The 22900-nt window shown below is 68.2% G+C and carries 21 protein-coding genes; 9 read left to right on the plus strand and 12 right to left on the minus strand.

The window, feature by feature from the left end; all coding sequences use genetic code 11:
• The first annotated feature begins 199 nt into the window (after positions 1-199).
• The 3 genes from CFB35_RS21145 to CFB35_RS21155 all read left to right on the plus strand — a co-directional run bounded on the left by CFB35_RS21145 (position 200) and on the right by CFB35_RS21155 (position 4281).
• On the plus strand, positions 200-2806 hold the full coding sequence (locus CFB35_RS21145) for a circularly permuted type 2 ATP-grasp protein (protein WP_059582381.1): 2607 nt from the start codon (positions 200-202) through the stop codon (positions 2804-2806).
• Complete coding sequence (locus CFB35_RS21150; RefSeq protein WP_059582378.1) at positions 2800-3831, plus strand: transglutaminase family protein; 1032 nt, start codon at positions 2800-2802, stop codon at positions 3829-3831. The genes CFB35_RS21145 and CFB35_RS21150 overlap by 7 nt, the downstream gene beginning before the upstream one ends.
• A gap of 177 nt (positions 3832-4008) precedes the next feature.
• Complete coding sequence (locus CFB35_RS21155) at positions 4009-4281, plus strand: hypothetical protein (RefSeq protein WP_059582375.1); 273 nt, start codon at positions 4009-4011, stop codon at positions 4279-4281.
• A 55-nt stretch (positions 4282-4336) separates the two neighbouring features.
• Here the strand turns inward: CFB35_RS21155 and pip are convergent, their stop codons facing one another.
• Positions 4337-5269: a prolyl aminopeptidase gene (gene pip, locus CFB35_RS21160; RefSeq protein WP_059582373.1), complete on the minus strand. Its 933-nt coding sequence runs from the start codon at positions 5267-5269 to the stop codon at positions 4337-4339.
• A gap of 330 nt (positions 5270-5599) precedes the next feature.
• Here pip and CFB35_RS21165 point away from each other — a divergent pair, with 330 nt between their 5' ends.
• A complete protein-coding gene (locus CFB35_RS21165; protein ID WP_059583066.1) occupies positions 5600-6751 on the plus strand; it encodes an acyltransferase in 1152 nt (383 codons plus the stop codon).
• 29 nt (positions 6752-6780) lie between these two features.
• Here the strand turns inward: CFB35_RS21165 and CFB35_RS21170 are convergent, their stop codons facing one another.
• Both CFB35_RS21170 and CFB35_RS21175 read right to left on the minus strand, forming a co-directional pair.
• Entirely contained in the window at positions 6781-7599 is an 819-nt protein-coding gene (locus CFB35_RS21170; protein ID WP_059582371.1) for a hypothetical protein, read from the minus strand.
• Positions 7600-7920: 321 nt separating this feature from the next.
• Complete coding sequence (locus CFB35_RS21175; protein WP_081066423.1) at positions 7921-8208, minus strand: hypothetical protein; 288 nt, start codon at positions 8206-8208, stop codon at positions 7921-7923.
• Positions 8209-8555: 347 nt separating this feature from the next.
• Between CFB35_RS21175 and CFB35_RS21180 the strand changes: the two genes are divergently transcribed.
• Both CFB35_RS21180 and CFB35_RS21185 read left to right on the plus strand, forming a co-directional pair.
• Positions 8556-8792: a hypothetical protein gene (locus CFB35_RS21180; protein WP_059582368.1), complete on the plus strand. Its 237-nt coding sequence runs from the start codon at positions 8556-8558 to the stop codon at positions 8790-8792.
• 90 nt (positions 8793-8882) lie between these two features.
• Entirely contained in the window at positions 8883-9200 is a 318-nt protein-coding gene (locus tag CFB35_RS21185; protein WP_060311113.1) for a hypothetical protein, read from the plus strand.
• A 94-nt stretch (positions 9201-9294) separates the two neighbouring features.
• Here CFB35_RS21185 and CFB35_RS21190 read toward each other — a convergent pair whose 3' ends face one another.
• Genes CFB35_RS21190 through CFB35_RS21220 form a run of 7 tightly spaced genes read right to left on the minus strand, consistent with a single transcriptional unit; the run spans position 9295 to position 16515 of the window.
• Positions 9295-10359, minus strand: a complete 1065-nt coding sequence (locus CFB35_RS21190; protein WP_059582362.1) for a 2-aminoethylphosphonate aminotransferase — start codon at positions 10357-10359, stop codon at positions 9295-9297.
• Entirely contained in the window at positions 10359-11540 is a 1182-nt protein-coding gene (gene aepY, locus CFB35_RS21195) for a phosphonopyruvate decarboxylase (RefSeq protein ID WP_089465542.1), read from the minus strand. The genes CFB35_RS21190 and aepY overlap by 1 nt, the downstream gene beginning before the upstream one ends.
• Positions 11537-13222, minus strand: coding sequence for a phosphoenolpyruvate mutase (gene aepX, locus CFB35_RS21200; RefSeq protein WP_089465543.1), 1686 nt, complete (start codon positions 13220-13222; stop codon positions 11537-11539). The genes aepY and aepX overlap by 4 nt, the downstream gene beginning before the upstream one ends.
• Positions 13219-13986, minus strand: a complete 768-nt coding sequence (locus tag CFB35_RS21205; protein WP_059582354.1) for an NTP transferase domain-containing protein — start codon at positions 13984-13986, stop codon at positions 13219-13221. The genes aepX and CFB35_RS21205 overlap by 4 nt, the downstream gene beginning before the upstream one ends.
• Before the next feature lie 35 nt (positions 13987-14021).
• The gene (locus tag CFB35_RS21210; RefSeq protein ID WP_059582352.1) at positions 14022-15023 is read right to left on the minus strand and encodes a TIGR00374 family protein; all 1002 of its coding nucleotides are present in this window, start codon (positions 15021-15023) and stop codon (positions 14022-14024) included.
• Positions 15020-15829 (minus strand): 2OG-Fe(II) oxygenase, encoded by an 810-nt coding sequence (locus CFB35_RS21215; protein ID WP_059582349.1) that lies wholly within the window; start codon positions 15827-15829, stop codon positions 15020-15022. The genes CFB35_RS21210 and CFB35_RS21215 overlap by 4 nt, the downstream gene beginning before the upstream one ends.
• On the minus strand, positions 15826-16515 hold the full coding sequence (locus tag CFB35_RS21220) for a CDP-alcohol phosphatidyltransferase family protein (protein ID WP_059582348.1): 690 nt from the start codon (positions 16513-16515) through the stop codon (positions 15826-15828). The genes CFB35_RS21215 and CFB35_RS21220 overlap by 4 nt, the downstream gene beginning before the upstream one ends.
• Before the next feature lie 654 nt (positions 16516-17169).
• Here CFB35_RS21220 and CFB35_RS21230 point away from each other — a divergent pair.
• Together CFB35_RS21230 and CFB35_RS21235 are read left to right on the plus strand one after the other, a co-directional pair.
• Complete coding sequence (locus tag CFB35_RS21230) at positions 17170-18684, plus strand: acetyl-CoA hydrolase/transferase family protein (protein WP_059582345.1); 1515 nt, start codon at positions 17170-17172, stop codon at positions 18682-18684.
• A gap of 288 nt (positions 18685-18972) precedes the next feature.
• Positions 18973-19398 (plus strand): helix-turn-helix domain-containing protein, encoded by a 426-nt coding sequence (locus tag CFB35_RS21235; protein ID WP_059582342.1) that lies wholly within the window; start codon positions 18973-18975, stop codon positions 19396-19398.
• 148 nt (positions 19399-19546) lie between these two features.
• Here CFB35_RS21235 and CFB35_RS21240 read toward each other — a convergent pair whose 3' ends face one another.
• Positions 19547-20428 (minus strand): helix-hairpin-helix domain-containing protein, encoded by an 882-nt coding sequence (locus CFB35_RS21240; RefSeq protein WP_059582339.1) that lies wholly within the window; start codon positions 20426-20428, stop codon positions 19547-19549.
• 182 nt (positions 20429-20610) lie between these two features.
• Positions 20611-22134 carry a sigma-70 family RNA polymerase sigma factor gene (locus tag CFB35_RS21245; RefSeq protein WP_059582337.1) on the minus strand — a complete coding sequence of 508 codons (1524 nt, stop codon included), beginning with the start codon at positions 22132-22134 and terminating at the stop codon, positions 20611-20613.
• 298 nt (positions 22135-22432) lie between these two features.
• Between CFB35_RS21245 and CFB35_RS21250 the strand changes: the two genes are divergently transcribed.
• The gene (locus tag CFB35_RS21250; RefSeq protein ID WP_059582334.1) at positions 22433-22888 is read left to right on the plus strand and encodes a hypothetical protein; all 456 of its coding nucleotides are present in this window, start codon (positions 22433-22435) and stop codon (positions 22886-22888) included.
• Positions 22889-22900 lie beyond the last annotated feature (12 nt).

The raw sequence follows: 22900 nt of genomic DNA on the forward strand, positions 1-22900 counted from the left end.
GAGGACGACGATGCGCGGATCGCGACCTCCGGGCCCGCCGGTCGGTCGCGACGCCCCCGGAGTGCTAGGATGCGGGCAGATTGCGGTTCCGCGCTGCGGCTTGCCGCCCGACTGGCGGCGCGCGTGCGCGGCCGCACCCTGACGACGGAACGACATCGTGCCGCCCATTGACCTCGATCATCTCGCCGCCCTCGACGCGATGCCCACGCTTTTCGATACCGGCGCCCAGCCGGACGCCGCCGAACTGGCCGCCGCGCTCGCGGCGCCGGCCGCCGCCGGCCGTTACGACGAACTGCGCGGCAGCGCGGCCGGCCTGCACGCGCCCGCGCTTGCGCCCGCATGGCGCAGTTTCTTCACGTCGATCGGCAGCGACGGCGTGGCCGACCTCGACCGCCGCGCCGATGCACTGCACCGGCGCATGCGCGAGAACGGCCTGTTCTACCAGTTGCACGAGCAGCGCGCCGGCGACGGCGCGGTCGGCCCGTGGTCGCTCGACCTGCTGCCACTGATCGTCACACCGGAGGATTGGGTCGGGATCGAGCGCGGCGTGCTGCAGCGCGTGCGGCTGCTCAACGCGACGCTGGCCGACCTGTACGGGCCGCAGACGATCCTGCAACGCGGGCTGCTGCCGCCCGCGCTCGTCACCGGCCATCCGGGCTATCTGCGCGCGATGCGCGGCGCACGCGTGCCGGGCGATACGTGGCTGCACGTCGTCGCGTTCGATCTCGCGCGCGGCCCCGACGGCCAATGGCGGATCGTCGCGCAGCACACGCAGGGCGCGGCCGGGCTCGGCTACCTGCTCGAAAACCGGCTGATCGTGTCGCGGCTCTTTCCGCGCGGGTTTCGTGGGCTGCGCGTGCAGCGCCTCGCATCCGCGTATCGCGCGCTGCTGCAAAGCATGCAGTCGCTCAGCCCCGCCGCGAAGAATTCGCGGATCGTGCTGCTGACGCCGGGGCCGCACAGCGCGACCTATTTCGAGCATGCGTATCTCGCGCGCTATCTCGGCCTCACGCTCGTGGAAGGCGGCGACCTGACCGCACGCGACAATCGCGTATTCCTGAAGACGCTCAGCGGGCTCGAGCCGGTGCATGGCATCCTGCGGCGCGTCGACGATGCGTGGCTCGATCCGCTCGAACTGCGGCCCGATTCGATGCTCGGCGTGCCGGGGCTGTTGCAGGCCGTGCGCGCGGGCAACGTGCTGCTCGCGAACGCGCCGGGCTCGGGTTTCCTCGAATCGCCGGCGATGCTCGGCTTCATGCCGCGTCTCGCGGAAGCGCTGCTCGGCGAAACGCTGACGCTGCCGGCCGTGCATTCGTGGTGGTGCGGCGAGGCGGCCGCGTGCGACGACGCGCTGCCGCAGCTCGCGCGCAGCATCGTCAAGGCATCCTATCCGCCCGACGTGCAGGAAGGCGGGGCGTTCGAACCGGTGATCGGCGCGCGGCTCACGCAGGCGCAACTGGCGGAATGGCGCGCGCGGATTCTCGCGCGGCCCGAACACTATACGGTGCAGGCCGACCTGCCGCTGTCGCAGGCGCCGACCTGGCCGCGGCCCGACGCGCCCGACGGCAACGGCAGTGCACGGATCGTGCCGAAGCCGCTGCTGCTGCGCGTGTTCGCGCTTGCGGACGGCGCGCGGCGCTGGCGGCTCCTGCCGGGCGGGCTGTCGCGGGTCGGCACGCGCGACGCACTGTTCAACGCGCCGATGCCGCGCGGCGGCAGCACTGTCGATACGTGGGTGATGACCGAAGGCATCGTCGATTCGACGACGCTGCTGCAGACGCACCTCGGCCCCGACGATCTCGTCGAGCGGCCGCGCGCGATCGCGAGCCGCGCGGCCGAGAACCTGTTCTGGCTCGGCCGCTACACCGAGCGCGCGACCAACCTGATGCGCCTCGCGCGCGCCGCGCTCGAACGGCTGCGCGGCGAAGACGACGTCGACAGCCCCGCGCATCTGGAACTGATCGACACGCTGTGCCGCGACACCGGGCTGGTCGCGGCCGACGCGCCGCACGCGGTCGATGCGCCGCAGGCATTTCAGTACGCGCTGGCGACGTCGCTCACGCGCGGCGCCGATCGCACGTCGGGCATCGCGTCGTGCCTGTTTGGCATGCGCGGCGCGGCGGCCGCGATCCGCGAACGGCTGTCGAGCGATCAGTGGCGGCTGATCGACGACGCGACCCAACTGTTCGCGGACAGCGCAGGGCAGCCGGAAGCCGAGGAGCAGATCGGCAACGACGCGCTGCAGTTGCTGGAGCGCCTCGGGCTGCTGCTCGGCGCGATCACCGGCGCGCAGACCGACAACATGACGCGCGACGACGGCTGGCGATTGCTGTCGATCGGCCGGCAGATCGACCGGCTCGACTTCCTGTGCAGCGTGCTGAAGTTCGCGTTCGACGAAGGGGCCGTGCATCGGCAGGACGGCTTCGAACTCGTGCTGGAACTGTTCGACAGCACGATCACGTTCCGTTCGCGGTTCCAGCGCGGCTTCGACGTCGCGCCGCTGCTGTCGCTCGTCGTGCTCGATACCGACAATCCGCGCTCGCTCGGCTGGGTCGTGCAGGCGCTGCGCGGCCGGCTGACGAAGGTCGAGCGCAGCGAAGGCTACGCGCTGTCCGAGCTGGCCGAGACGGTTCCGGACATACCCGCGTGGTCGCTCCACGAGCTGTGCGAGACCGCCGAAGGCGGCCGGCACGACAAGCTGCTCGCCGCGCTCGACACGACGGTGAAGGCGGTGTGGGAACTGTCGAACCGGATCGGCGAGCGCTATTTCAGCCACGTGCGCGAGGCGGGCAGGACGCTATGGTGATGATGAAAGGCGCACCGAAAACGCCATCCGGTGCCGGCCATGCACGGCAGGCAGCGGCCGAGGCTCCGGCCGCCGTCGCGCCGGGCCGGTTGCTGCGCGTCACGCACGACACCGAATACCGCTACGCGGCGCGTGTCGAATCCGCGCAGCACCAGGCTCGCCTGCAACCGCTCGCGACGCCGCGCCAGCAGATGCTGTCGTTCTCGCTCGACATCGAGCCCGCGCCGGAATCGGTCTGCACCGAGATCGACGCGTTCGGCAACGCGCGTGCGTCGTTCGCACTGAACCAGCCGCACGACGCGCTGCTCGTGCGCAGCCGCAGCACGGTGCGCGTGACGCCGCCGATGTGGTCGCTTGGCGCCCGCGGCGAGCCGCCGCCGTCGATCGCGAATCCGGACGCCGCGCACGCCACCGCATGGGAGGCCGTGCGCGACCGCTTGCGGTTCCGCGCGGGGCAGCCTTACGACCCGGCGAGCGAGTTCGTGTTCGCGTCGCCGCACGTGGCGTGCGACCCCGAACTCGCCGCATACGCGGCCGCGAGCTTCACGCCGCAACGGCCGCTCGTGCAGGCGGCGTGGGATCTGATGCGGCGTGTGCATGCCGATTTCGCGTACACGCCGAACAGCACCGACATCACGACGTCGGCACTCGACGCGCTGCGGTTGCGCAAGGGCGTGTGCCAGGATTTCGCGCACGTGATGATCGGCGCGCTGCGCTCGCTCGGGCTGGCCGCGCGTTACGTCAGCGGTTACCTGCTCACGCAGCCGCCGCCCGGGCAGCCGCGGCTGATCGGCGCCGACGCGTCGCATGCGTGGGTCGACGTGTACGATCCGGCGTGGCCCGAGGATGGTGGCTGGCTGCAACTCGATCCGACCAACGATCGTGCGCCCGGCGACGACTACGTGATGCTGTCGGTCGGCCGCGATTATGCCGACGTGACGCCGCTGCGCGGCGTGATCCGCGGCGGCGGCGCGGATCAGGAGCTGAAGGTCGGCGTGACGGTCGAGCCGCTCGATGCGGCTTGACGGTACTGCCGGGCGGGGCTCGCACCCTTTAAGTCTTCTTTAATACTGCACGCCTAGCATGGTGATGCTGGCGAACGGTCCGAACTCAGGTCCGGCGCGCCGGCGGCACGCGCGGGTGCGTCGACATCACGGCGCCGCGCCGTCGCGCGTCGCCATTTCCATGCAACGGCGGCGGACATGATCAAGCACTTCGACTACACGCTCGGCAACGAGACGATCGAGCTTTGTGCGAGCTTCGGCGCGGGCCCGGCGTTTCGGCGCGTGCTCGTGAGCCGCGCGGATTCGATGGAAACGTTGGTGGTGCTCGATGCGCGCGGGCTATCGGGCTTGCTGAAGGTGGCGACCGAGGAACCGGAAGGGCTGCTCGACGATGCGATCCGCAAGGTCGGCGACGAACAACTCGTCGAACGGGCGATCAGCGGCCGGACGATCGTCGAAGCCGCGTTGTGACCGGCGGCGCGTAAGCGTGCCCGTAGGCACGGAGACACGCGCCGCATTCCGTCGATCACGCAGCGAACCGGTCCGTCGCCGCGACGAGCGCCTCCAGAATCCCCGGCTCGTTGTACGCATGCCCCGCGCCGGGCACGATCTCGAACGTCGCATCCGGCCACGCCTTCGACAACTCCCACGCGGTGCGGGCCGGGGTCGCGATGTCATAGCGGCCCTGCACGATCACGCCCGGAATGCCGGCGAGCCGATGCGCGTCGCGCAGCAACTGGCCTTCCTCGACGAAACCCTTGTTCACGAAGTAGTGGTTTTCGATCCGCGCGAACGCGAGCGCATAGTGGCCGTCCCCGAAATGCGCGGCGAGCGCGGGATCGGGCAGCAGCGTGATCGTCCGGCCTTCCCAGATGCTCCACGCGCGCGCGGCTTCGAGTTTCGCGGCTTCGTCGTCGCCGGTCAGCCGGCGATGGTAGGCGGCCATCAGATCGCCGCGCTCGGCTTCCGGAATCGGTGCGAGGAAGTCTTCCCAGTGATCGGGAAACAGCCACGACGCGCCTTCCTGGTAGTACCACAGCAGTTCCGCACGACGCATCGTGAAGATGCCGCGCACGATCAGCGCGCTCACGCGTTCGGGGTGGGTCTCCGCGTACGCGATCGCCAGCGCGCTGCCCCACGAGCCGCCGAACACCAGCCATTGTTCGGCGCCGACCATTTCGCGCAGGCGTTCGATATCGGCGACCAGATCCCACGTCGTGTTGTTCTCGAGGCTCGCATGCGGCGTCGAGCGCCCGCAGCCGCGCTGGTCGAACAGCAGGATGTCGTAGCGCTCGGGATCGAACAGGCGGCGGTGGTCCGGGCCGCAGCCGGCGCCGGGGCCGCCGTGCAGGAACACGGCGGGCTTGCCGGCCGGGTTGCCGCAGCGTTCCCAGTAGATGCGGTGGCCGTCGCCGGTGTCGAGATGGCCGTGGGCGTAGGGTTCGATCGGTGGGTACACAGACAGGCTCCGGTGAGGTCGACAGGAGGCGGACGAGGCGCGGGCCGATGTGCGGACGGGTACGGTCGAGCGGATGTTGCTGCGCCGCAAAATTCGTTGCGTAGGCATCGGACCGGCCGCCGCCGGACAAGGCTTGTCATTATGCCCATTCGTCGCGCAGGGCGTGGGCGCGCCGTGGCGCGGCGTCGCCTCGTCGGCGGCATGTGCCACGCGGATTTTTGAAGCAATTTCATTCCGATATTTTTCATACAAAATCCCGGCGACATGTCGGCGGGCCGGTCGGGCGCCGGCCGATTCCTGTTCCTTTACCGTGCCAACGGAAACCAGCCGATGAACCATCGCGTCACGCAGTTGACCGGGTTGCGCGCCGTCGCGGTCGCGATGGTCGTCGTCGGTCACGCCGAGCATGTGCTGCCCGGCGGCTATACGGGCTGGTACGCGCCGTTGCGGCTGATCGCCGACGGCCGGCTCGGCGTGCTGATCTTCTTCGTGCTGAGCGGTTTCCTGATCACCAACGTGCTGCGCGCCGAGTTCGCGCGCACGGGCGGGATCGCGCTGACGTCGTTCTACGTGCGCCGGGCGCTGCGGATCTGGCCGGCCTGCTACGTGTATCTCGCAGTCGTTGCGATCGTCGCGTTCGCCGGCGGGGTCGACGTCGATCGTCGGCAGTGGCTCTATGCGGCGCTGCACCTGTGGAATTACTCGGCGTGGTTCGGGCTGACCGGCGACAACGCGCTGCACCCCGACGGCGCGTGGTATCTCGGCCATTTCTGGTCGCTCGCGCTCGAGGAGCAGTTCTACTGGTTCTGGCCGTTGCTGTTCGTGCTCGGCATCCGCCGCGCCGGCACGCGCTGGCTGGCCGCGCTGATCCTGGTCGTGCCGCTGGTGCGCACCATCACGTATTTCGTTGCGCCGGCGCTGCGCGGGCAGCTCGGGATGATGCTGCACACGGGTGTCGATCCGATCCTGATCGGCTGCTATGCGTCGCTCAACCGCGAACGGCTCGAAGCGTGGATCGGCTCGTGGCGCGGCGAGGCGCACATCGTGACGGCGCTCGTCTTCGTCGTGCTGATCGGCATGCCGCTCGCCGAGCACCGGCTCGGCGGCTTCTGGAATGCGACGTACGGCGTGACGCTCGAAGCCGCGCTGATCGCGATCGTGATCGTCGTGCTGAATTTTCGCGGCGAGTTCTGGTGTGCGCGGTGGTTGCGTACGCGGCCGGTCGTGTTCGTGGGTACGATCTCGTTCAGTCTTTATCTGTGGCAGCAGCCGTTCGCGAACCCGCATCTGCCCGTGCCGCATGGGTTTCCGCTTGGTATCGTGTGGGCACTGATTGCCGCGACCGCCAGCTACTTCCTCGTCGAAAAACCGTTCCTGCGGCTGAAGGATCGCTATACGGCGCGCGAGGCGCGGCGTGTGCGGGATGACGCGTTGCGGATGCCGGCGCCGACCGACGCGATCGGGGCGAAGGTGGTGGAGTAGGTGGGGTAGCGCCGCGATTCACTGCGGTCTTACTGGAAGCGCTTCATTGCGGCGGGCGAATACCAGAAGTTCCGGAACATGTCGATTCCATAGGACTTGCCGTCGTAGTGGACGACCGTGCGCACCGTGCGCTTGCCCGTATCCGAGTAATCACCGTTCTTGCGCTGCGTCGTCGTGATGTGCGCCGTGATCGACAGGTCGGCAAAGCCGTGGCTAGATGTTTTCTCGACGGCGATCGTCATACGGGCCTCTTCACTGCGCGCATCGCCGACGCCAGGGCCGCAGGCATCGCCTTCGACGCTGATCCATCCGTAGAGGTTGGTGCCGAACACCGGGCGGATTCGGTTGCCTTCACGAATCCACAGCGTCAGCTCTTCGCTCGCATTCGCGTCGGGGCAACTTGGCCCGCGTGCGCTGCTGGTAAACACGACGCCGAACGCCCGTACGTCGGGCGAGAGCCGGTAGGGCGCCGTGTCGATGCGGTAGCTGTTCTCGCCGATTTCCGTTGCCGCATCCTCTTCGACCACCGATCGATCGGCCGCCACGACCTTGCCGCCTTCGACGAGCGCGACCACCTGCAGTTTTTGGCTTTCGTTCGGATTCTTGCTCTTCGGCAGCGAATCGAACGCGACGGCGGCGATCGTCGTTTCCGGCGCGTTCGGCGTCGCCTTGCATGACGATGCGACGACGAGCCGGTCCGCGTCGCGCGTGGCGATGCGCGCGCTCGCGACACCGGCCCAGCGGGCGACGGCTGCGACGACTGCGTCGCTGCAAGACTGGCTGTCGGCAGCGTGAACGACGGGGGAGGCGACGAGCGTCAGCATTGGGGCGAAGCGCAAGATTCTCATTGTCGCGATCGGAAATGTGTCTTCATCGGTATTCGTGGGCGTTGCCTCCCGACCCACTTCCGTCGGCCGATTCCAACGGGATTGACGTTCGGCATTGACGGACCATCGGTCGTTCAGGATGGCGGGCATGCGTCGTTCGCGATCGAAGCGGGTGCACGGAGGTTGTTACCGTCGACAGGTGCACGAGACGGCTTGCTTCGCGGCGCGAACACGACGCTCGGCATTCGGCACACTCGTCGGCTCGCGGCACGCACGCAGCACATGGTAATGAGGCATTCCGTCCCGGTCGATGTGCACGGCCGATACCGACGGACGGCGCTTTCATAGATCGACAACTGACGCGCCGTTCACCTTCCCGTCGACGATGTCCTTGCCTTGCTGCCGGGCCGCCCGCCTCGCCACTCCAAAGTCGGAGAATGTGTGGGGCTGGTTCAGTCGGAAAACACGGCTTGAAGGCGCGCTTGCCATCGAGGCCGGGCGACATATGCGCACGGCGATGTCATACCCTTCGGCGTAACGGGAATGCCTGTCAAAGCGATGGAACGTGCAGGAGAAGACAAGGGGATGAAGTTCGTACCCCTTATAGAGAAGAAACGGATAGGTTGGCATGTTGGTTGCTCCATAAGGGGAAGCCCACTATACACGGAACGGTTGGGGCGGGGTGACGCGGATGACGAGGCGCGCATCCGCACTCGTCGCGGCCAGCCGAAATAAAGTGGTTGCCTGTCCGGCGATACGCGTATGATGGTTTCATCCGAGCCGCATGCGTATCGATGGCTCCCCCTTCCAGCCTGGGCCGCACCCCTGGCTTGCGCACGGTATTTCCGTCTCTTCGACCCGCGGTGCCGTGCGGCATGCATCCGTCGGAACCGGCTCCCGTGCCGCCGTTCGAGCGAACCCTGGTGTTCTCGCTGGGCATCGATTCAAGATGCAAATATTAATCAAAGGCGGCGAACATGAGCTGGTACTGCGATGTGGAGCGCGAATTGGTACATATCAGGCGATCGATCGGGCTGCTTGAACAAGCCCAACACGCCTTCGTCAACAAATCGTCCGTAAGTGATCCTTCGTATTGGCGGATCAGGCTCAACAAACTCCGCAAGCAATCCAATCGAAACAGGATCCTCGAGCTCCAGGTGGACGAGCTTTTAGGGCGCATCGACGGAATTCAAGTTCCGCGCTGCGGCAAATAGGCCTCTGTTCGGTCGCCCTTGTTATTCCGCGGCTGCACGCGTAACCGGGGGCAGCTCGAGCAAGCCGATTTCAAATTCAGGAGCAACATCATGATTGACGCCAGCCCAAGCAACACGTTTCGACATCTCCCGCTCTCGCCGGAGCAAGACGCGGAAATCCGGCATTACATCAAGAGGAAGGAGCAAAGGGGCGAGCAATGGGATACCCAGGAACTGGCAATGATGCTCGGCGACATGCTTGCGCCTCCGCCGAACGACGATGAGAAGCCGGAGCCCACCGTTGAAGAAACGAGACTGGCATGCGAGTTTGCATTGGCATCGATCGACGAAGCCATGGGATCTGTTTCCGCCAGCGAAGAACGGCTCGCCGCGGTGGAGGCCGAGGAAATGAAACACCCCAGGGGATAGGGCATTGCCGACACCCATGTGTCACGTCCACGATTGTGAAGGACAAGAAAAAAGGCCCTTGCGGGCCTTTCGTGGACGAAGGTGAGGGCAGCGCTTACCGCGTCAACTGGGTAAAACCATCCAGCAACCGCTCGACATCGGCCGCCTGAATCGCGCCCATCGTCGAGATCCGGAACAGTTCCTTCGACAGCCCGCCTTGCCCGGCGTAGATCACGAAGCCGCGCGCCTTCAGCCCGTCGTGCAGGGTTTCGTACGTCACACCCTGCGGCAGCCTGTACGCACGCAAAACCACCGACGACTCGCCTTCCGGCAGCACCAGCGGCATCCCGCGCGCAACAAGCCCCGCCTGCGCCTGATCGGCAAGCGCCTTGTAATGCGCATGCCGAGCACGCCAGCCGCCGGCCTCATCGAACTCGCGCAGCGCCTCGACCAGCGCGTAATACGCATGCACGGACGGCGTAAACGGCGTATTCCGCTGATCCTGCAGCTTCGCAAGCCGCCCGAGATCGAGGTAGTACGTGCGGCTCGCGGCCTTCGCGAGCGCACTACGGCGCACGATCACGAACGCGGCACCCGGCACACCATGCAGGCACTTGTTCGCGGTCGCGGCAACCGCATCGATGTCGCCACCTGCAAAATCGATCGCTTCCGCGCCGAAGCTGCTGACGCCGTCCACGAGCATCTTCACGCCGCGCGCACGGCACACCTCGGCGATGGCGCCGAGGTCGTTCAGCCGGCCGGTCGTCGTTTCATGATGGATCACCGCGACATGCGAGTAGCGGCCCGCGTCGAGGCGAGCGCCAATCTGCGCGACATCCGGCGCCTGCATCCACTCGTGCTTCAGCACATCGTGCGCGATGCCGTACTGCGTGGCGATCTGCGTGATCCGCTCGCCGTACACGCCGTTCTCGATCACGAGCAGCTTGCCGTCCTGCGGCACGAGCGCGGCGATCATGCTTTCGACGGCGGCGGTGCCCGAACCGGTCATCAGCACGGCGGCCCATTCGGCCGGGTCGAGTTCATACGCGGCAACGAGCCGCGCACGCGCTTCATCCTGCAAGTCGAAGAATTCGCCTTCGCGATGGCACAGGTCGGGTTGCAGCAGGCTGCGGCGCACGCGTTCGGAGAGCGTGACCGGGCCGGGGTTCAGCAGCAGCATCAATGGGCTCCTTCGACGTGGGCTTCGGTCTGCGCGGCGCCGATGTGCCGCATCAGACGGGTCTTGACCTCGACCGGCGTGACGGTCGGGCGCGGCAGGCCATCGGGCACGCCGGTGCGGATTGCAATGCGCACGAACTGTGCACCGTCGCCCTTGGCAGCCAGCGTCGCATCGAGCACGTCGAGCGTATCGCCTTCGACCGCCGACGCATAACCGCACGAAGCGGCGACACCCGCGAACGACACATGCTGCGACACCGTCGCCCGGCCGCCCGTCGATTCGTGCGCGCCATTGTCGAGCAGCACGTGCGTGAGGTTGGCCGGACCGTAGGTACCGAGCGTCGCGAACACGCCCATGCGCATCAGCGCGGCGCCGTCGCCGTCGACGGCCACCACGCGCAGGTCGGGGCGCGCGAGCGCGAGGCCGAGCGCGAGCGGCGTCACGCAGCCCATCGAGCCGACCATGTAAAGCTGGTTCGGGCGATCGTCGAGCGCGTAGAGTTCGCGGCCGCAGAAACCGGTCGACGCGAGCACGACGGTCGAATCGACCGGCGTATGCGCGATCACGCGTTGCAGCGCGTCGTGACGGGTCGGCCATGCATCGGCCGACGCGGCGCGCGCCGACGATTGCGCGACGACGTGCGCGCGCGGCTTCGCGGCCGGGTTCGCCTTCAGTTCATACGGCGCGACGCTGCCTTTCTGCATCACGAGCGCGTACGGGCGGCCCGTCGCGTCCATGTGCGCGATCGCGCGGTCGAGTGCCGGGCCGACCTGTTCCGGGTCGGTCGGGAACGTCTCCCACGGGATCTCCATCGTGTCGAGCATCGCGGGCGTGATCGGGCCCATCAGCGCGTGCTGCGGCTCGTCGGCCACGCCCGGCTGGCCGCGCCACGTGACGATCAGCAACTGCGGCAGGCGGAACGTCCAGGTGAGCGACGTGAGCGGGCTCACCGCGTTGCCGAGCCCCGAGTTCTGCATCATCGCGATTCCGCGCTTGCCGCCGAGCGTCGCGCCGGCGATCAGTGCGACCGCGTCGCCTTCGTTCGCGGCCGACACGTAATGCAGCGTCGGGTCCTGCAACACGTAATTGATGAACGGCGTCAGGTACGAGCAGGGCACGCCCGCGTACCAGTCGAAGCCGCGTTCGCGCGCGGCCTCGACGAACTGGGCCGCTTCGATCATTGCGCGCCCCCGTTGGCGGTGCCCGGCTCGGACAGCGGCGTCTGGCCGTGTGCGAAATCGCCCGCGCGGCGGAAGTCTTCGAGGTCGTTGACGCCGCGCCAGTGGCCGTGCACGTACTGCACTTCGATCTTCTCGCCGGCGGCAATCAGTTCGTTCAGCAGCGACGGGATGTCGAGCGTGTCGAAATCAGGACGCGCCTGCAGCGTCGCGAGCATCGCCTTCAGGCGGTCGACGCCGGCGCCGCGCACGTTCAGCAGGCCGATCCAGCGGCCGTGCGGGGTGCCCGCGGCGACGTCGCTCGACACGCGCTGCAGGTAGGTCTTCTGGCCGAACAGGCCGCGATCGTCGGCCGCCGAGCAGAGGGCGAAGTCGCGCACGCTCTGGTTGGTCTCGGTGAGCGACGAATCGACCACCACGCTGAACTCGGCCTCGCTCTCCGCGAGGTCGCGCACGATGTAGCTGCGGAACAGCAGGTCGCCGTACGAGATCACGGTGTCGCCGGTCAGGCGGTCGGCCGCGCAGGCGAGCGATGCGAGTTCGCCCGTCTGCGCATGGCGCTCGTTGACGACGAGCTTGATGCCCGACGTGTCGATCGCATCGGCGCGATAGCCGCCGACCACGGTGATGTCGTTTACGCCGTGCGTCTTGAAGCCGTCGACGAGCCAGCGCAGCAGCGGCTTGCCGGCGACCGGCAGCATGACCTTGGGTTTATCTTCGGTGACGGCTTCGAGGCCCTTGCCGCGGCTCGCGGCGAGCACGATCGCCGCATTCGACGCGCGCGACGACGAAGACAGGTAGATACGCTCGGCAGCCGAGTACTCGTCGGCGTCCTGCAGGCGGAAGATCTCGTTGACCGATGCGACGCGGTCCTCGACGTTGATCAGCGTTTGGCTCTCGTAGATCTCGCGCGCGGTCGCCTGCATCGCGGATGCCGACGCGCGGATCAGGTGGTTCGCCCAGATCACGGTGCTGATGCCGGCCTGGCGGAACACGTCGGTCGGCGTGCTGTAGTACTTGGTCGGCACGATCACGAGCGGCGCCTTGCCGCTCCATTCGCGTGCGAACTGCAGGATCTCGTCGGGACGCGACAGCTTGCTGTGGATCAGGATCGCGTCGGCGCCGGCTTCCGCGTACGCGTTCGCGCGGCGCAGCGCCTCGTCCATCCCCCAGCCCGCGATCAGCGCTTCGACGCGCGCGACGATCGAGAAGTCGGGGTCGGTCTGCGAATCCTTGCCGGCCTTGATCTTGCCGCAGAATTCGTCGATCTCGGCGAGCGGCTGGCGTTCGCCGCCGATGAAGCTGTTGGTCTTCGGAAACTGCTTGTCCTCGATGCACACGCCGGCGATGCCGCGCTGCTCGAGCTTCTTCACGAGGCGGCGCACGTTGTTGAAGTTGCCGTAGCCGGTGTCGCCGTCGAGCAGGATCGGCAGGTCGCTCGCGTCGGCCATGAATTCGAGCACGTCGACGACCTGCGTCCAGCTCGCTTCGTTGTTGTCGCGCACGCCGAACTGCGCGGAGATCGCGAGGCCCGAGGCCCAGATGCCCTTGAAGCCGGCCTCGCGGACGATCCGCGCGGACAGGCCGTTGTGCGCTTCCATCAGGAATTCGAGATCGCTGCTGACGAGCATGCGGCGCAGGCGCGCGCTGCGCGATTCGGTGAAGTTGGGTTCGCGTGCGTTCATCGTGCGGCTCCGGCGGTAGTGCGTTGAATCAGGGGAAGAATGTCTTGCGTCGCGCGTGCGACGTCGTTCGGGAAATCGATCTCGATCCACGGCGAGCCGGTGACGTCGGCGACGTCGAACGAATGGCCGCCTTCGAGCAGCAGGTCGCGCACGGCTTCCTCGTGCGGCATGTTCGCGCGGCCGCTGTCGACGTAGCCCGCGACGATCGTCGCGAGGCGGCGCGCGGTGCCTTCGGTGAAGCGGAAGAAGCCGACCGATTCGCCGATCGTGTCGTAGTCGAGGTCGACCGCGAGCTGCTTGCGCAGCTCGACCGGCACGCCGTTCTTCAGGCACAGCTTGACGGGTTCGTCGCCGGCCTCGAAGTCGCGGTCGATCAGCAGGCGGTCGACCGCGCGATCGGAATCGGCCACCAGCGCGTGCAGGATGTTCTCGTCGTACAGCACGTCCGCGTCCATCAGCAGCACGTCGCCGCCGCGCGTCATCGCCTCGGCGACGGTATGCACGGTCAGCACGCTGCCGAGGTCGTAGCGGTCGTTGATCACGATCTCGGCGGTGCGGCCGAGGCGCTTCAGTTCCTGCTCGACCTTCTCGTGCTGAAAGCCGAGCCCGAGCACGATCTCGTCGACGCCCGCGGCGTCGAGCACGCGCAGATGGCGCTCGAGCAGCGACACGTCGTCGAAGCGCAGCAGGCACTTCGGAAACTGCGCTTCGGGCGGTTGTTGCAGGCGCAAGCCGAGGCCTGCCGCAAGAATGATGGCTCGCATGGGTTCTCCAACCAAAAAGCCGGCGATCTGAACGATCAGTCGGCGAGCGGCTGCGGCGCACGGCGCCGCTGCCAGTTTCTTTCACTGAAATGCAGATAGAGCAGGCCGGGCAGGCCGAGCGCGAGTTCGCGCGCCCGCTTCGCGAGCGACAGCGCGAGCGCCGCGTCGGGCGGCAAGCCGACCAGCGGCGCGAGCAGCAGGTAGCCGCCTTCCTGCGCGCCGAGCGAGCCCGGGATCGCGAAGGCCGCGCCGCGAATCGCCTGGCCGACGCTTTCGAGCAGCAGCGCGTCGAGCCAGCTCACCGGATGCCCGAGGAAGTGCAGCGCGAGCCACACTTCCGCGGTGCCGACGATCCAGCCGACGAGGCTCAACGCGAAGGTCTTCGCGACTTTCGCGCGATCGCGGTACAGCGCGCCGACGGCGCCGTCGATCGCGTCGGCGCGCGTGGCGAGCGACGACCAGTCGCGCGGGCCGAGCAGCTTCGACGCGAGGCGCAGGCCGCGGCCGAACAGGCCGCGCCGCTGCGCCAGATAGAACATCACCGCGAGCGCGCCGAGCACGCCGGTGGCGATCAGCGCGGGCGTGCGCAGGTGCGCGACCGACTCGTGCGTCGCATACAGGCTGAACGCGGCGATGCCGATCAGCGCGAAGGCCATCTGCGAGAGCGCCTGCATCGTCGTGCCGACGGTCACGGCGGCGGCCGCGTCGGCCATCCGCGTGCCGCGCTGCGCGAGGTGGCGCACCATCAGTACGGGGCCGCCGATCTGCCCGGCGGGCAGCAGGCTGTTCACCGATTCGCCGACCCAGCGCGCGCGCAGCGCATTGCCGAGTTCGGCGCCCGGCTGCCCGCGGCGGAACATGACCGTAATGGCTACTGCGTCGATCACGAGCGGCACGACGTGGAACGCCGCGACGAGCGCGAGGCCCCAGCCGGCCGCGAGGAACGTGGACGCCACCGCGCCGACGCCTTGCCAGGCCAGCAGGGCGATGAAGAGTGCGGTCCCGAGGGACAGCAGGATGAGGCCCGCGCGTGTCATGACCCGCTCGTGCGTCGCGTCGCCAACTGCTTGAAGACCTGGCGGAAACCGAAATACGCGATCGCGTCCTTCATGTTCGAGATGAAGCGCTTCCACGGCCGCATGCCGGGGTTCGTCACGTATTCGAACGTGAGCGACACGCGCATCTCGTTCTGGCCGAGCGGCGTGATGCGGTGGCGCAGCTTGTCGCCGTCGAACAGCACGATGCCGCCGTCGGCGATCTGCACGGAGCCCGGTTCGTCGGGCACGTCCGGGTTGCGCGTATGCAGCTCGTAGTCGAGTCGGCACGACGATTCGTCGATAACGCCGATCAGCAGCGTGTAGCGGCGGCCGTCGTAGTACGACGTATCGTAGTGCCAGCCGATGTGGTCGCCGGGTTTCGTGTAGTAGTAGAGCGCGTACGCGTGCGGATCGTCGTCCGGCGACAGCATCAGCTTGTCGCCGGTGATTTTCTCGAGGAAGCCGATCAGCGCCTTCGAGCGATACAGCTCGGCGATGTACGGCGCCTGCTCGTCGATCGTATGGCGGCTCACGCTGCCGCCCTGCTTGTGGCCGGGCAGGTAATTGCGGTTCAGGCCGGCCTGCATCGCGCGCGCGGCATCCGCCAGCTTCGCGTGCGCGTCGGCCGGCAGGAATGCGTCGAGATAGAGGAACGAGCCCTGGCGCGTGTAGTCGCCGCGCAGGCGCTCGAGGTCGAGCCGGCCGACGCAGTCGGCCACGGTGCGATCGGGATCGGCCGCCTTCGCGCGCACGGGCGCGGGGCGTGCCGGGCTCAGCACGGAATCGTCGCGCGTGCTAGGAGTCATTTGGAAGCCTGGATTTCGGTTGAATTCTGCGAAAGGTCGCCGCGGTTGCCGCGCCGCACGACGCGCCACCAGTCGATCACGACCCAGGCGGCGAACAGCGGGGCGCCGATCGACGCCGCGAGCAGGAACGGCTGCACGCCGTCGACGAGCGTCACGATCGGCAGCAGGTACAGCACGTCCTCGGTTTCGAAGCCGCCGGCGAACGCCTGCTTGGTGCCGGCCTTGCCGGCGATCGATTCGATCCGCATGCGCAGGAAGAAGATCAGCGCGACGGCCGCGCCGGCCACGGCGCCGAGCAGCACCGGCGACGCGGCCATCTGGCCGCCCTGGGCGACGATGCCGACGCCCATGCTGACGAACAGCGCGACCGTGACGAGCGCATCGGCCGCGAGGTCGTAAAAATGACCGATCTTGCTGGACTTGCCGCTGATGCGCGCGAGCTCGCCGTCGGTATGGTCGACGAAGTTCGACAGCACGATCAGGAACGCACCCGCATTGCTCCAGCCGAAGCCGCCGTGCGCGAGGCACCAGGCGCCGGCGAGGCCGATCAGCAGACGAAGGGTGGTGAGGTGATTCGGGGTGACCGGCGTATCGACGAGCGGTCGGACAAGCGAGCGCGCGAGCCGCGCATCCCACGTGCGTGGCAGGGGCGGTTCGGGGTGTGTGGCGGTTTTTCTTTGGTCCATCGGCGAAATATATACGGAATTGTAATTTGTTGCTTTTTATTCGATCAATGTCCTGACATGCGGGAGTGTTACCGCGTCTTGCAGGCATCGGGCGGTTCGAAAACGCGCCGGCGAACGAGGCCGCCGACCGGGCGGCCGGACCCACTTTCCAGTGTGGTCCGCATCGCGCGGCTGTCAAGGCCGCAGGGGCTTCGCGGGCCGGCGCGGCGGCGCTTCTCGCGCCGGCCGGCCGGCGGCGCGCGATGGACCGGAGCTTGACCTCCGTCAGGCCGGGAAAGAGCGCAGCGGGCGACAATCGGCCACGCCGGACGGGTGTCGTCCGTTGCCGAACCAAAGGCCGTCAATGTCGAGGGACATCCGTCGATTGATGCGCGACGGCCGGCGATCGCGAACCGGCGATTCCGCCCCGGTGCTTTCACGTACCTTTCGCGCGCATCGCGCGGGCCGATCGCCTGTCACGGAACGACCGTTCGATACCCGACAAATCCGGCAAGGATCTTTTGCATCCAGCGGACATTTCGCGGCGATCGCCTCTGCGATACTCCGACCGTGCCCGTGGTGCCGGGCCGCCCCTCGCGGCCCCAAGGGCTTCGCGTCGCTCAGGAGACACCCCCCGCGACGTCAACGACAGACCAAAGCGTCAGATAACCAGCCATGTCTTCATCACGCATCCTCGCTCCCGCCCTGCGTTCGCTCGTCCGCACCGCCGACGAAGCCGCCGCGCTGATCCGCCCCGGCATGACCGTCGCCATGAGCGGCTTCACCGGGTCGGGCTATCCGAAGGCCGTGCCGGCCGCGCTGGCCGCCCATATCGACGCGGCGCACGCGCGCGGCGAGGACTTCCGGATCAACGTGCTGACGGGCGCGTCGACCGCACCGGAACTCGACGGCGCGCTCGCCCGCACCGACGGCATCTCGATGCGGCTGCCGTACCAGTCCGACCCGACGTTGCGCGACAAGATCAACGGCGGCGAAGTCGATTACCAGGACGTCCACCTGAGCCACGTCGCGCAATACGCATGGTTCGGGCTGTACGGCGATCTCGACGTCGCGATCGTCGAAGTCGCGGGCATCCGCGAGGACGGGCTGCTGATTCCGTCCGCGTCGATCGGCAACAACAAGACCTGGCTCGAGCGCGCGAAGCACGTGATCCTCGAAGTGAATGCGCGCCAGCCGCTCGGCCTCGACGGGATGCACGACATCTACTACGGCACCGCGCTGCCGCCGCACCGCAAGCCGATTCCACTGACGAAGAGCGACGACCGGATCGGCGAGCCGTACCTGCGCTGCCCGGCCGACAAGATCGTCGCGATCGTCGAAACCGACGCGCCGGACCGCAGCAATGCGTTCACCGCGCCTGACGCGACCTCCAGGCAGATCGCGCTGCACCTGATCGACTTCCTGCGCCACGAAGTGAAGCGCGGCCGCCTGCCGGAAAACCTGCTGCCGCTGCAGTCGGGCGTCGGCAACATCACGAACGCGGTGCTCGCGGAACTGAGTTCGGCCGGCTTCTCGAACCTGACGGCCTACACCGAGGTGATCCAGGACGGCATGCTCGACCTGCTCGACGACGGCACGCTGAGCTTCGCGTCGGCTACCGCGCTGTCGCTGAGCCCGGCCGCGGTGCAGCGTTTCGCCGACGACATCGCGACGTTCCGCGAGAAGATCGTGCTGCGCCCGCAGGAGATCAGCAACCATCCGGAACTCGTGCGCCGCCTCGGTTGCATCGCGATGAACGGGATGATCGAGGCCGACATCTACGGCAACGTGAATTCGACGCACGTGATGGGCACGAAGATCCAGAACGGCATCGGCGGCTCGGGCGACTTCGCGCGCAACGGCTATCTGTCGTGCTTCATGTCCGCGAGCACCGCGAAGGGCGGGGCGATCTCGCGGATCGTGCCGATGGCGAGCCACGTCGACCATACCGAGCACGACGTCGCGGTGGTCGTCACCGAGCAGGGGCTGGCCGACCTGCGCGGCCTGTCGCCGAAGCAGCGCGCGCGCAAGATCATCGCGACCTGCGCGCACCCGGACTACCGCCCGATGCTCGAGGATTACTTCGAGCGCGCGTCGCGCGAAAGCTTCGGCAAGCACACGCCGCATCTGCTGGCCGAAGCGCTGTCGTGGCACGAGCGCTACGTGCGCACCGGGACGATGAAGGCCTGACGAGCGGGCCCGCGGCGGACGCGCGCCCGTCGCAGTCGAGCGACGGAATGCCGGGCACCCGCCGCAGGAACAGCGTCGACAGCTCCATCGCGAGCGTGGCGCCCGCGTCGATCACAGCAGTTCGAACGGGCCGCCGGGCGTGCTCGTCGCGCACGTCGGCCGCGGACGGCGATGGTGCGGCGGCGCGGCGGAGTACGACGCGGGGCCAACGGTTTCATGGGGGGGCCGGACTTGTCTTGATGGAGTCGAGCGACTATCTTGCAACCTCAAGCGAACTTGAGGTCAAGCATGAGCCGACTGGACATTGCGGAGGTAGCGCGGCGCACGGGACTGCCTGCATCGACGCTGCGTTATTACGAGGAAAAGGGACTGATCGTCCCGATCGGCCGGCATGGGCTGCGGCGGCAATACGACGAGTCGGTGCTGGAGCGTCTGGCGTTGATCGCGCTCGGCCGCGAGGCCGGTTTCTCGCTCGACGACATCCTCGCGATGGTCGGCACCGAGGGCCGGCCCGCGATCGACCGCGCGAAACTCGATGACAAGGCCGACGAGCTCGACCGCACGATTCGCCGTCTCGGCGCGGTGCGCGATGCGCTGCGGCATGCGGCCGTATGCCCGGCGGCGAACCATCTCGAATGCCCGTCGTTCCAGAAGCTGCTGCGCATTGCCGCGCATCGTCATCCGGCGCGCCGCGCGAAGCCGGAAGGTGCGTAGGCAGCGAGCCCGCGCGAGGCAGGATGCGCCGCGATAGCCGTTCGACGGAAGGACGGCTACGTGGCGACGTCACGGGTTCGACGTGCCGAATGCGACGAGGCGACATCGTCCGTGCCGGCTTCGGCGTCCGCGAAACAGCCGCGCCTGCTCATCCCGCGTAATACACGCGGCATTCCATTTCGCGCCCGCGCACGATTCGCTTGCCGACGAGTGCGCCGTACGTTTCGGTGAACACGGTGCGCTGGTGCTCGCACTGCGCGGCGTCGTAGAAGTAGAGCGACACCCAGTCGGTCGGGCGCCCGGCTTCCGGCGTGCGCATGGCGGCCTGCTGGCTCAGCGCCGTGAAATGCCAGCCGCCCTTGGTCATGTGCATCACGGGCGGCGGCACGTAACCGTCCGCGTTCGGGCGCCGGTGCGTGAGCGTCGGCAGCACGCCGGCGGCCGCCTTGTTGCGGTACTGGCGATCGATGTAAAGCAGCAGTTCGACCGGCGGCTCCGTGCCGGGGCCGGCGTTTCGCATGTGACCTTGCCAGCGTCGGCGGCGGCTCAGCACGTCGTCGAGCGCGGCGCGGATGCCGACCGCGCGCCGCGGGCCGACGCCCGCGATCGTTTCGAGCTGGCCGTTGCGGGCCGCGCGTTCGAGTTCCTCCAGCGTATCGATGTGCAGCGCGTCATGAATGCGCAGCGCGAGCGCGTGACCGATGCCCGGCACGGCTTCGAATGCGGACGCGCGTTCCGCGTCGCCGCGCAGGCGGTCGAGCTGGCGCCAGCGGCCGGTCACCAGCAGCTCGGCGATCGCCTGCGCGACGCCCGCGCCGACGTCGGGCAGCGCGCCGAGCGCCTCGACGCCGCCGGTTTCGAACACGGTGCGGACGTCGCGGTCGAGCGCATCGACCGTGTCGGCCGCCGCGCGGTACGCGGCGACCCGGTACGGATTCGCGCCCTGGTCGACGAGCCGTTGCGCGGCCTCGCGCAGGCAGGCCGCGATAGGCTGGTTTTCCTCGTACGTCTGGCTGACGGTCGACTGCATGGCGAGGGACCCGAAAAGCACAAACGGAATGGCTGCGGCGAGCGATGCGCCGGTCGGCTTTCAACCATTGTCGTGACGCGCGATGAAGAAAACTTGATGTGCGTCAATGGCAAACGTAGCACAGGCGCGCCGTGCACGGTCATGCAGCATTTCGGCACGACCGTGCGCGGCGCGCGATGCGGTTACGCGTCGAGAAACGACTGCGCGTTCTCGGCCTCGGCGGCCGTGCGCAGCGCGGCGAGCGCCCGTTTCTCGATTTGCCGCACGCGCTCGCGCGACATTCCCGCATCCTGCGCGATCGCGTCGTAGGTGTCGGGCTCGGCGCCACCCAGGCCGAACCGCCGGCGCAGCACGTCGGCCTCGGTCGGCGTGACCGACCGCAGCAGCGACAGCACGCATTCGCGCATGCGCGTGTCGGCCAGTTGCTCGAACGGGCTGGCCGATGCCCGATCCTCGATCAATTCCACGAGGCCGGTATCCGCATCGGGCAGCGGCGTGTCGAGCGAAACCGGCTCGGCCGGCAGCGCGAGCACCGCGCGCAGCTTGTCTTCGTCGAGGCCGGTTTCGGCCGCGAGTTCGGCCGGCGTGGCCCGACGGCCCGTCCGCTGGCGAAAGCGCAGCACATGCCGCTGCACGCGCTGATACTGGTCGCCGACGTGCACCGGCACGCGGATCGTGCGGGAGCGATCCGCGACCGCCCGTGCGATCGCCTGGCGGATCCACCACGTCGCATAGGTCGAGAACTTGAACCCGCGCCGGTATTCGAATTTCTCGATCGCGCGCATCAGGCCGAGGCAACCGTCCTGCACGAGGTCGGACAGGTCGACGCCGCGGTTCAGGTACTTGCGCGCGATCGACAGCACGAGCCGCAGGTTCGCCTCGAGCATCGCGCGCGTTGCATCGCGCACCTTTTGCTGGCCGTCGCTCAGCGCCGCCGCGAGCGCGCGCCGTGCGACCGCATCGAAGTGCGCTGCATCGACCGCCGACGGATCGTGCGGTGCGCTCGCGAGTGCGCGCACGGTACGGCTTGCGTCGTCGACGGCCGGCGCGACCCAAGCGAGCGAGCCGAGCAGGGCGGCCACGTGGTTGCGCGCGTCGCGATATTCGTCCGAACGGCTGCCATGCGCATGCAGCGCGCCGCGCAGCGCCGAGACCGCCGCGTGCAGCGCATCGTAGCGGGCGGGCGCCGGCGTATCGTCGTCGCCGTCGGCCGACCCGGTCGCGCCTGTCGTGCGATGACGCTCGAGCAGCACGTCGACCGCGGGCGGATAGCCGGCGATCGCATGCAATACCTGATGACGGCCCGTCTCGATTTCGCGGGCGAGCGCGATTTCGCCTTCGCGCGTGAGCAGCGGCACCGCTTGCATGCGCCGCATGTAGAGCGCGAGCGGATCGGTCGACGCGCTCGTGCCGCGTGCGAGGTCGCCGAGCATGGCCCTGCCTTCGTCGAGCGCGTCGCGATCGACCTCGACCGGCGCCGCGCCGGCGAACGGTGCGGGCGCGGCCGGCTCGTCGAGTACCGCGATGCCGATGTCGGCGAGCGCGGCGCGTACGACGTCGAGCGCATCGGGGCTGTCGCTTTCGGGCGGCAGCGCGTCGACGAGGTCGGCGTGCGTCAGATAACCCTGCTCGCCGGCGAGCGCCAGCAACTGGATGATCGGATCGAGCGGTGTGTCCGCCCGGAGAGTGGGGCGTGGCGTAGTCATGTCGATGGCGGCGCGAGCCGCGTTCCTGTCTGGGCGGGCCGAAGCTCGCCGGTTTGCGGTTGCCGGTGGATCGCGGACGCCCGTCCGCGCCGGTCAGCCCGACATCGTTCAAGTTGAGGGCATTTGCGCTAACTTCAACGCCGGCGCCGCGGACGGGCCAGCACGCGGCGTGCCCGCGCGGCGCGCCGGAGCAGGAAACAAAAAGTAACCGATCATACGCGCGGAAATCCGCAGGGGACGTAAGCTAGAGTCACGCGCGCCGCCTGGCGGTGGCGCACGGATTCCGCCGGAGTACGAGATGAACCCGATTCCCGCCGCGAGGCCGGCCGTCGTCGCGCTGGCCGCACTGATGCTTGGCGGCTGCTACTACACGAGCCCGTACGGCTATGCACCTTATTACGCACCCGTGCCCGCCACGGTGACGCAGCGCGAGATTCCGGCTGCACCGGCCACGCCTGGCCCGGCCCAGTCGACCGTGCCGCAAGCGCAGGTCGACGCCGGCACGGCGGTGCCCGTGTATGTCGCCCCGGCCTACGTGCCGGCGCCGTATCCGTATTACTACCCGGCGTACTACTCAGGCTGGTACGGGCCGCCCGTGACGATCGGCTTCTGGGGCCGCTGGGGCGGCGGCGGATACTGGGGCGGGCGCGGCGGGTACTGGCATCGTCCGTGGGGTGGCGGGCATTGGGGTGGCGGCCATGGGGGCGGGGGCCACTGGGGTGGCGGCCACTGGGGCGGCGGCCATCGGCACTGACGGGCGCGCGGC

It is taken from the genome of Burkholderia sp. AU16482, assembly GCF_002223285.1.
In the GTDB taxonomy this organism is placed as follows: Bacteria; Pseudomonadota; Gammaproteobacteria; order Burkholderiales; family Burkholderiaceae; genus Burkholderia; species Burkholderia semiarida.